Source organism: Reyranella soli, assembly GCF_007992495.1.
GTDB lineage: Bacteria > Pseudomonadota > Alphaproteobacteria > Reyranellales > Reyranellaceae > Reyranella > Reyranella soli.
Genome location: NZ_BKAJ01000256.1, coordinates 1 through 9,003, shown reverse-complemented (window position 1 = coordinate 9,003; position 9,003 = coordinate 1). Strand labels below are relative to the sequence as shown.

10 protein-coding genes are annotated in these 9,003 nt (G+C 68.5%); 3 read left to right on the top strand and 7 right to left on the bottom strand.

Going from position 1 to position 9,003, the window contains the following annotated elements; genetic code table 11:
- Positions 1 to 1,262, top strand: a 1,262-nt coding sequence (locus RSO01_RS44610) for a threonine/serine exporter family protein (RefSeq protein ID WP_218037655.1), incomplete at its 5' end; no start/stop codon positions are given.
- 135 nt (positions 1,263 to 1,397) lie between these two features.
- Here the strand turns inward: RSO01_RS44610 and fumC are convergent.
- From fumC to rsmI, 7 genes are all read right to left on the bottom strand, one after another.
- The gene (gene fumC, locus RSO01_RS44605; protein ID WP_147157083.1) at positions 1,398 to 2,801 is read right to left on the bottom strand and encodes a class II fumarate hydratase; all 1,404 of its coding nucleotides are present in this window, start codon (positions 2,799 to 2,801) and stop codon (positions 1,398 to 1,400) included.
- A gap of 81 nt (positions 2,802 to 2,882) precedes the next feature.
- On the bottom strand, positions 2,883 to 3,332 hold the full coding sequence (gene arfB / locus RSO01_RS44600; RefSeq protein ID WP_147157082.1) for an alternative ribosome rescue aminoacyl-tRNA hydrolase ArfB: 450 nt from the start codon (positions 3,330 to 3,332) through the stop codon (positions 2,883 to 2,885).
- Positions 3,332 to 3,904 (bottom strand): ankyrin repeat domain-containing protein, encoded by a 573-nt coding sequence (locus tag RSO01_RS44595; RefSeq protein ID WP_147157081.1) that lies wholly within the window; start codon positions 3,902 to 3,904, stop codon positions 3,332 to 3,334. The genes arfB and RSO01_RS44595 overlap by 1 nt, the downstream gene beginning before the upstream one ends.
- Entirely contained in the window at positions 3,901 to 4,860 is a 960-nt protein-coding gene (gshB, locus tag RSO01_RS44590) for a glutathione synthase (protein WP_147157080.1), read from the bottom strand. Before gshB ends, RSO01_RS44595 begins: the two co-directional genes overlap by 4 nt.
- An 82-nt stretch (positions 4,861 to 4,942) precedes the next feature.
- Positions 4,943 to 5,776 (bottom strand): SirB1 family protein, encoded by an 834-nt coding sequence (locus RSO01_RS44585; RefSeq protein WP_218037654.1) that lies wholly within the window; start codon positions 5,774 to 5,776, stop codon positions 4,943 to 4,945.
- Positions 5,777 to 5,779: 3 nt separating this feature from the next.
- Positions 5,780 to 6,145 carry a YraN family protein gene (locus tag RSO01_RS44580; RefSeq protein ID WP_147157079.1) on the bottom strand — a complete coding sequence of 122 codons (366 nt, stop codon included), beginning with the start codon at positions 6,143 to 6,145 and terminating at the stop codon, positions 5,780 to 5,782.
- Positions 6,142 to 6,939: a 16S rRNA (cytidine(1402)-2'-O)-methyltransferase gene (rsmI, locus tag RSO01_RS44575; protein ID WP_246159237.1), complete on the bottom strand. Its 798-nt coding sequence runs from the start codon at positions 6,937 to 6,939 to the stop codon at positions 6,142 to 6,144. The genes RSO01_RS44580 and rsmI overlap by 4 nt, the downstream gene beginning before the upstream one ends.
- 128 nt (positions 6,940 to 7,067) lie before the next feature.
- On the opposite strand from rsmI, the gene RSO01_RS44570 reads away from it, so the two are divergent.
- Positions 7,068 to 8,237: a penicillin-binding protein activator gene (locus RSO01_RS44570; protein ID WP_147157077.1), complete on the top strand. Its 1,170-nt coding sequence runs from the start codon at positions 7,068 to 7,070 to the stop codon at positions 8,235 to 8,237.
- 5 nt (positions 8,238 to 8,242) lie between these two features.
- Complete coding sequence (locus RSO01_RS44565; RefSeq protein ID WP_147157076.1) at positions 8,243 to 8,962, top strand: HAD family hydrolase; 720 nt, start codon at positions 8,243 to 8,245, stop codon at positions 8,960 to 8,962.
- Positions 8,963 to 9,003 lie beyond the last annotated feature (41 nt).

Below are 9,003 nucleotides of genomic sequence, written 5' to 3'. Positions count from 1 at the left end.
GCCAGAGGCTCGCGGTCCGGAAGACGATGAGTTCGCCCACCGCATCCCTCGACGTCATCCTGCGCTTCGGCGCGGCGATGCTGCGGTCGGGCGACACCGCCTTCCGCGTGCGCGATGCCATGGGACTGCTGGCCAAGGCGCTCGGCATCGAACAGCTGGCCGTGCACATCACCATCGGCAGCATGACGGCGACCGCGCGGGCCGGCGGCGAGACCGTTACACTGACGCGCGAGATGGCGCCGCTCGGCGTCGATGCCGCCCGTATCGCCAACCTCGAGCGGCTGGCGCGCACCAGCAAGCCCGGCCTCACGCCCGAGTCGCTGGCCAGCGAGATCGACGCCATCGAGGCCACGCCGCCGCTGCATTCCCTGCTGGCGATCGCGCTCTCGATGGCGATCGCCTCGGCCTGCTTTTCGTACTTGAACGGCGGCGACCTGCTGGCGACGGGAGCTGCCGCGGTCGGCGGCGGCCTGGGCCAGACCGCGCGCACCCTGCTGTCGCGCAAAGGCTTCAACCAGTACGCCATGACCGCGCTGTGCGCCGTGCTCGCCTCGGGCGTCTATTGCCTGATCGTGCTGGGCTTTGGCGTGCGCAGCTTCTCGCTTGCCCATGCGGTGGGCTTCATCTCATCGGTGCTGTTCCTGGTGCCGGGCTTCCCGCTGGTCGCGGCCCTGCTCGACCTCGTGCAGCACCAGACAACGGCCGGCATCGCCCGATTGTTCTACGGCGTGCTGCTGACCCTGGCTGCGGCCTTCGGCCTGTCGATCGTCGCCGCCCTTGCCGGTCTCACGCCGGCGCCGGCGGGACCGGCCGGACTCGGCATCGAGCCCGCGACCCTGCTGTGGCGCGCCGTGGCCTGCTTCGCCGGCGGCTGCGGCTACGGCATCCTGTTCAACAATCCGCTGCGCACGATCCTGGTCGTCGCCCTCCTGACATTGGTGGGCAACGAGATCCGGCTGGCCTTGCATGACGTGGGCTTCGGCCTGCCGAGCGCCACGTTCTTCGGCGCGCTGGCCGTCGGCCTCGGTGCCTCGCTGGTACGCGAGCCGCTGCACGTGCCGCGCATTGCGCTCACCGTGCCCAGCATCATCATGATGACGCCCGGCCTCTACGCCTTCCAGACCATCGTGTTCCTGAACCAGGGCAAAGTGACCGACGCCATCGCCGCCGGCGCCGTCTGCTGCTTCGCCGTCGGCGCCATGGCCATGGGCCTGATCGCCGCCCGGTTCGTCACCGAGCGACAGTGGCGCTTCGAGCGGTGATGCCCTCCGTCATCCCGACCGAAGCCGCGCGTAGCTCGGCGTAGCGGAGGGACCTATTTTGTCGATGCGTCGATAAGACGAGGTCCCTCGACTACGCCGCCCCGCGGGCGGCTTCGCTCGGGATGACGGCTTTTGTCACTCCGTCGCCACGTAGGGCCGCACCATCTTCGCCGGATCGACGATCTTGTTGAACTCGGCCTCGGTCACGTAGGCGAGCTTCAGGGCCGCCTCCTTCAGCGTGAGGTCGTTGTCCATCGCGTAGTGGGCGATTTTCGAGGCCTTGTCGTAGCCGATCACCGGCGCCAGCGCCGTCACCAGCATCAACGAACGGTCGACGTACTCCTTGATCTTCTTGAGGTTGGGCTTGGTGCCCTCGACCAGGAACTTGCGGAAGTTGGTGCAGCCGTCGGCCATGATCGTGATCGAGTGCGCGATGTTGTAGATCATCAGCGGCTTGTAGACGTTCATCTCGAGATAGCCGCCGGCGCCGCCGAAGCCGACCGCGACATCGTTGGCCATCACCTGGACGGCGATCATCGCCAGCGCCTCGCACTGGGTCGGGTTGACCTTGCCCGGCATGATCGACGAGCCGGGCTCGTTCTCGGGGATCTCCAGCTCGGCGAAGCCGGCGCGCGGGCCGCACGACATCAGGCGGATGTCGTTGGCGATCTTGTAGAGCGAGGCGGCGAGCGTACGGAAGGTGCCCGAGAGCTGCACCAGGGCATCGTGCGCGCCTTGCACCGTGAACTTGTTGGGCGCGGTGATGAACGGCAGCTTGGTGAGCCTGGCGATCTCGGCCGCCGCCGCCTCGGCGAAACCCGGCGCCGCGTTGATGCCGGTGCCGACCGCGGTGCCGCCGAGCGCGAGATGATAGACGCCCTTCAGGGCATCCTGGATGCGCTCGATATTGTCCGACAGCATGCCGGCATAGCCCGACCATTCCTGGCCGAGCGTGATCGGCGTGGCGTCCTGCATATGGGTACGGCCGATCTTGACGATGTCGTCCCACGCCTTGGCCTTGGCGTCGATCGAGGCGTGCAGTGCCTTCACCGCCGGCAGCAGCCGCTCGACCGTGTTCACGGCGGCGGCGATGTACATCACCGACGGGAAGCTGTCGTTCGACGACTGGGACATGTTGACGTGGTCGTTGGGATGGACCGGCTTCTTCGATCCCAGCGGCGTGCCGGCGATCTGGCAGCAGCGGTTGGAGATCACCTCGTTGACGTTCATGTTGAACTGGGTGCCCGAGCCGGTCATCCAGACGTGCAGTGGGAACATGTCGTGATGCTGGCCGGCCAGTATCTCGTCGCAGACCTGGACGATCAGGCCGTGCACCTTGTCGTCGAGCCGCTTGCCGGCATGGTTGGCGTTGGCGGCCGCCTTCTTCAGGGTGGCATAGCCGGTGATCATCTCGCGCGGGATGAGATCTTTGCCGATGCTGAAATGCTCCAGCGAGCGCTGGGTCTGCGCGCCCCACAGCTTGTCGGCCGGCACGCTCACTTCACCGAGACTGTCCGTCTCCTTGCGTACGTCTGCCACGGGGTGCTCCTATGGTGTTGCGCCTCCTACGTAGGACGCGCGCACAAAGAATGAAAGGCCGCTTCGGAGCGCGGGCCTGAGTCAGTCCCGCGCGGGCCGCGCCCTGAGCGACTTCACCGCTCCATGCCGCTTCTTGTCATCCAGCCGTCGCCGCTTGCTCGCCTTGCTGGGCTTGGTCTTCTTGCGCGGTGTCGGCCGTTGGGCGGCGGCGCGCACCAGCTCGACCAGGCGGGCCAGCGCCTCCTCGCGGTTGCGCTTCTGGCTGCGCTCGCTCTGCGCCACCAGCACCAGCACGCCTTCATTCGTCAGCCGCCGGCCGGCCAGCCGCTCCAGGCGCTGGCGCACGTCGTCGGGCAGCGACGGCGAATGACGCACGTCGAAGCGCAGCTGTACGGCCGTCGAGGTCTTGTTGACGTGCTGGCCGCCGGGTCCCGCGGCGCGCACGAAGCTTTCCTCGATCTCGGCCGGATCGATCGCGAGCGCCCCCGATATCCAGATCGGCGCGGCCTTGTTGTGAGCCGCGCCCGACATCAGTCGCGAGCGCCGGCCTTGCGCAGCATGGCTTCGATGGCGGGCTTGCCGGACTGGCGGGCATAGGCGAGCGGCGTGCGGCCGGTGAAATCGGCCTTGTTGGGATCGGCCTTCTTGGCGAGCAACGCGCGCACGATCTCGGCATAGCCGCGGCGCGACGCGATGCTGAGCGCCGTCGCGCCCTGACGCGTCTGCGTGTCGACCCTGGCGTTCTTGTTCAGCAGGATCTCGACCACGTCGACGTCGCCCTTCTCGGTGGCTCGGATCAGCGAGGTGTTGCCCTCCTTGTCCATGGTGTCGGGGAAGGCGCCGCCCTTCAGCAGGGTCTCGATGACCGGGATCTGCCCGGCCAGGACCGCGACCATCAGCAACGGCTGGCCGTTGGAATCGATCTGGTTGGCGCTTTCTCCCTTCATCAGGGCGCTGCGCACTTTCTCCTCGTCGCCCTCGCGCACCGCCTTGACGATTGGCTTCAGGGTCATCGGCTCGAACTGCTGCGCCAGTGCCGGCCCCGCGCCGGCAACGATTGCCGACGGGATCGCAGCCAGTGCCAGAAAGCTTCGGCGTCTCATCGGTTCGTCCGTGTTGCCTGATAGCGGGCCTCGATGGCGTCCCAGATCTGCGCCTCGAGGCAGACGCCGTCGAAGCGGTTGATCTGCTGCAGGCCGGTCGGCGAGGTCACGTTGATCTCGGTGAGATAATCGCCAATCACATCGATGCCGACGAACAGCAGGCCGCGCTCGGCAAGCTCCGGCCCGATGATGTCGCACAGCTCCTGGTCGCGTTTGCTCAGGATGTCCTTCACCGCCACGCCGCCGACATGCATGTTCGAGCGCGCCTCGCCCTCGGCCGGCACGCGGTTGATGACGCCAACCGCCTTGCCGTCGATCAGGATGATGCGTTTGTCGCCCTTGCGCACCGCCGGCAGGTAACGCTGGGCGATCACCGGCTCGCGGCTGCGCTGGGAGAACATTTCCAGCAGCGAATTGAAGTTCTCGTCGTCGGGCCGGACGCGAAACACGCCGGCGCCGCCGTTGCCGAACAGCGGCTTCAGGATGATGTCCTTGTGCTCGTCGCGGAACTCGCGGATGGAGCGCGCGTCGGAGGAGATCAGGGTCGGCGGCATGACGTTGTCGAAGTGCGTCACGAAGAGCTTCTCCGGCGCGTTGCGCACGCTCGCCGGGTCGTTCACCACCAAGGTCTTGGGATGGATGTGCTCCAGGATGTGCGTGGTCGTGATGTAGGACATGTCGAACGGCGGATCCTGGCGCAGCAGCACCACGTCCAAGGTCGACAGGTCGAGCATCTCGGCCGCACCCAGGGTGAAATGGTTGCCCTTCTCGCGCCTGAGCTTCATCGGCTGGGCGCGGGCCAGCACCTTGCGGTCGCGGAAGATCAGGTCGGGCGGCGTGTAGTGCCAGACCGCATAGCCGCGGCGCTCGGCCTCCAGGCCCAGCACGAAGGTCGAATCGCCATCGATGTCGATGCTCGACACATGGTCCATCTGGATGGCGACGTTCAGCTTCATGGTTGGTGAATTCCTTAATTATCCGCCGTCTTTGCGCGACACGAGAAAAGCTCCCTCGCCTGCGCTTCGCTCCGCTCGGGATTCAGTTAAGCCCCCGCCGCAGTTCCTGCAACAGGCTCGACACGCGCTCGCGCACGGCCGGATCGCCGGCGGGACCATCGAGGCTGAGAAAGCGCTCGAAAGCAGCGATGGCGGCACGCCGCTTGTCGAGCCGCGCATTGAGCTGGCCGGCCTCGAACAGCAGCTCCGGCCGGTCCGGCGCGATCGCCAGCATACGGTCCAGCGACTGCGCGGCGCCCGGCCACTCCTCGCGGTTGGCGAGGCGCAGGCGGACATTGTTCTCGAGCCGCAGCAGCACGTCGCGGTCCGACACCGGATCGAAATGCTGGGGACTGAGCTCGGCCTCGGGCCCCAGCACCCGGCGCAGCAGTCCGCGCAAGTCGGCGGCGTCGCGCACCATGCCGTCATGGAACGGATCGACGACGTGGCGCGCGCCGTCGATGCCGATCCGGATCAGGAAATGCGCCGGGAAGGCCAGGCCCTCGGCCTCCCAGCCCTGGCGCCGGGCGGCGTCGAGATAGAGGATCGACAGCGCCACCGGCAGGCCCTTGCGCCGCTCGATGACGCGCACGAGGTCGGCATTCTGCAGATCGTCGTAGGACTCGGTGTCGCCGCGGTAGCCGTAGGAGCGGGCGATCACTTCGGCAAGCGCCTCGGGCGACGCGCCGCGGCGGCGAACCAGATCGGCAAGATCGGACGCCATCGAGGAGACGTGCTGGCGGAACGGCGCAAGATCGATCGGTTCTGCCCGGCGCAGCATGCTCAAGGTGAGCGCCGCCTCGAGGAGGTCGAGACGCTGTCCATCGCCAGCGCAAAGATCGCCAAGTCGCGCCAGCTTGCCTTCAGATTGGACCAAGCATCACTCCGGCGGCCGCCAGACGTCGGGCAGATGGCGCGGCCACAGCCCGCCCACAAGCACGGCGTCGAAGCGCACCGAATGGGCGGCATAGTGCGGATGCCGCGCCAGGTAAAGGCTTGCCGCACGGGCCACGCGTCCGAACTGCCGACTGCCCAGCGCGTCGGCGGCGGTGGCGAAGTCGGCGCGCGCCTTGACCTCGACGAAGGCCAGGATGCCGCCGCGCCGCACCACGATATCGATCTCGCCGAGTTTGGTCTTGTAGCGCCGCGCCAGCACCGAGTAGCCGGCAAGCCTGAGGCGCCATACGGCACGCAATTCCGCGACATGGCCCAGCCGATGAGCCGTCTGGCGCGCCTGGATCGTCATGAGGATGCCTCGCGTCGGAGCTCGAGCGCGCGGGCATAGACGTCGCGGCGCTTCAAGCCATAGCGCGCCGCGACCTCGGCCGCCGCGTCCTTGACCGAGGCGCCGGCGAGCGCGGTGCGCAGCGCTTCGTCGAGCACGCCAGCCTGCGGAGCCTCCTCCTCGCCGGGCGCGCCGATCACGACGGCGATCTCGCCCTTGATGCCGGGATGCTTGGCATAGTGCGCGGCAAGCTCGTCGAGCGGAGCGCGGCGTACTTCCTCGAACAGCTTGGTGAGCTCGCGCGCCACCGCGGCCGGGCGCGAACCCAGGAGCTCTGCGAGGTCGGCAAGCGATGCGCCAAGCCGGTGCGGCGCTTCGAAGAACACCAATGTCGCTGGCAGCGACGCCACGGCGCCGATGGCGCGCCGCCGCTCACCCTCCTTGGCCGGCAGGAAGCCGCCGAAGAAAAAGCGATCGGTCGGCAGGCCCGACAACGCCAACGCCATGGGCACGGCCGAGGGTCCGGGCGCCGACGTCACGGCGAGGCCGCGCGCCAGGGCTGCACGGACCAGGCGATAACCGGGATCGGAGATCAGCGGCATGCCGGCATCCGACACCAGCGCCACCCGCTTGCCCGCCTCCAGGGCGCGCACGATCTTCGGCTCGTTGGCGTCCTGGGTGGCGTCGCTGTAGGCCACGGTCGGCGCGGAAATGCCGTAGTGGCTGGCAAGCTTGGCGAACACGCGGGTGTCCTCGCAGGCGATCAGGTCGGCCGCATGCAGGACATCGAGCGCCCGCAGCGTGATGTCACGCATATTGCCGATCGGCGTGGCAACAATATGCAGGCCGGCGGCCAGCGGCGGTTTACGCGGCGCCTGCCCATCGCTAGCTTGTGACCGTTCGTCCACGTCCATTTGCAGCCGTTCGCCGGAGTATCGCGCCGATGCGCCAGTCTCTATTCGCGCTTGCCACCATGGCCTTCCTGCTGGCGGCCTGCGGCGAGCAGTCCAAGACTAGCACGCCCGCGCCGCTGTCCACGACCGTGACGGCATCCGTCGGCTCGCCGGTCACGGCCTCGGGCAAGTATCGCATCGCGCTGCTGCTGCCGCTCAGCGGCCGGGCCGCGCCGATCGGCCAGTCCCTGCAGCAGGCTGCCGAAATGGCCCTGTTCGACACCGGCGCCAAGGAGCTGGCGCTGGCTGCCTATGACAGCGGCGAGACGGCGGATACCGCCGTCGAGGCCTACCGCAAGGCCCGCACCGACGGCGCCGCCCTGGTGCTGGGACCGTTGTTCGGCACCTCGGCGACGGCGCTGGCGCCCCTGGTGTCGCAGGGTGGGGCCAATGTCATTTCCTTCTCCAACGACGAGCAGGCCGCCCAGCGCGGCGTCTGGATCATGGGCATCGCCGCCCCGCCGCAGGTCCGCCGTGTCGTCGACTATGCCGTCGATTCGGGCGTCAAGCGCTTCGCCGCCTTCGCGCCGCAGACCTCCTACGGCCAGCAGATGGTCCAGACCATGGAGAGCCAGGTCACGATGCGCGGCGGCAAGGTGGCGGCGGTCGAGCTGTTCGACGCCAACAGTGCCGATCTCAACACGCCGGCCCGACGCCTGGCCGAGGCGTCGCGGGGCGAGGACAAGCTTGCCGTGCTGGTGCCAGTGGCGCCGCCGCGGCTCTCGGCCGCGCTGGCCGCGCTGGCGGCGGCGGGTATCGAAAACAAGTCCGTGCAGTTGATCGGCACGGGCGTGTGGGACGTGCCGAACATCGGGCAGGAGGTCATGCTGCGCGGTGCCTGGTATGCTGCGCCCGATCCGGCCAAGCGCGCGGACTTCGAGCGGCGGTTCCTGACGACCTATGGCCGGCCGCCGCATCGCCTGGCGACGCTCGCCTATGACGGCGTGTCGCTGGCGGGGCATCTCGCCCGGCTGAAGCAGGGCGGCGATTTCTCGGAGGCGGCCATCACCAATCCCAACGGCTGGTCGGGCATCGACGGCATCTTCCGCTTCCTGCCCAACGGCCGCTCGGAGCGCGCGCTGGCGGTGATCGCCGTGCAGGCCGGCCCAGGCGCGGTGGTGAGCCCCGCTCCCACCAACTTCGCGCGTCCGGTGAACTGACCTAGATGGCCCTGCCCCGCGCGATCCTGTTCGACCTCGACGACACGCTGATCCGGGCCTACGCCCAGCCGGAGGAGGCGTGGCGGCGCCTGCTCGGGAGCTTTGCCGAGCCGCTCGACGCGCCCGATGCCGCGGCGATCGAGCGGGTGCGTGTCGCGGTGATGGACGAAGCGCGCACGCTCTGGATCGACCAGGTCGCCGCCGCCAAGTGGCGGTTGGACATCCCGGGCGCACGGCGCCTGTCGACGCGGCGCGCCCTGGCCCGACTGGGCTACGACGACGAGGCGCTGGCCGATCGCATCGCCGACGCCTTCACCGAGATGCGGCGCCAGGAATACCGGCTCTACCCCGACGCCCACGCCACGGTCGACGCCCTGCGCCAGGCCGGCGTGAAGCTCGCCTTGGTGACCAACGGCGCCTCGGCAACCCAGCGCGCCAAGATCGAACGCTTCGACCTCGCCCACCGCTTCGAGCACATCCAGATCGAGGGTGAGTTCGGCCAGGGCAAGCCCGAACTCGCGGTCTACCGGCACGCCCTGGAGCGGCTCGGCTGCGAGGCCGGCGACGCCTGGATGGTCGGCGACAACTACGAATGGGAAGTCGTGGCCCCGCAGAAGCTCGGCATGTGCGGCGTCTGGTACGACCCCTTCGACGCCGGCGTGCCGGCAACCGCAACGGCGAGGCCGACTCGCATCATCAAGCGACTGGGCGAATTGGTAGAGTAAGGGAGCGCGGGCCTCCGGCCCGCATCATGTTCTTCCGGACC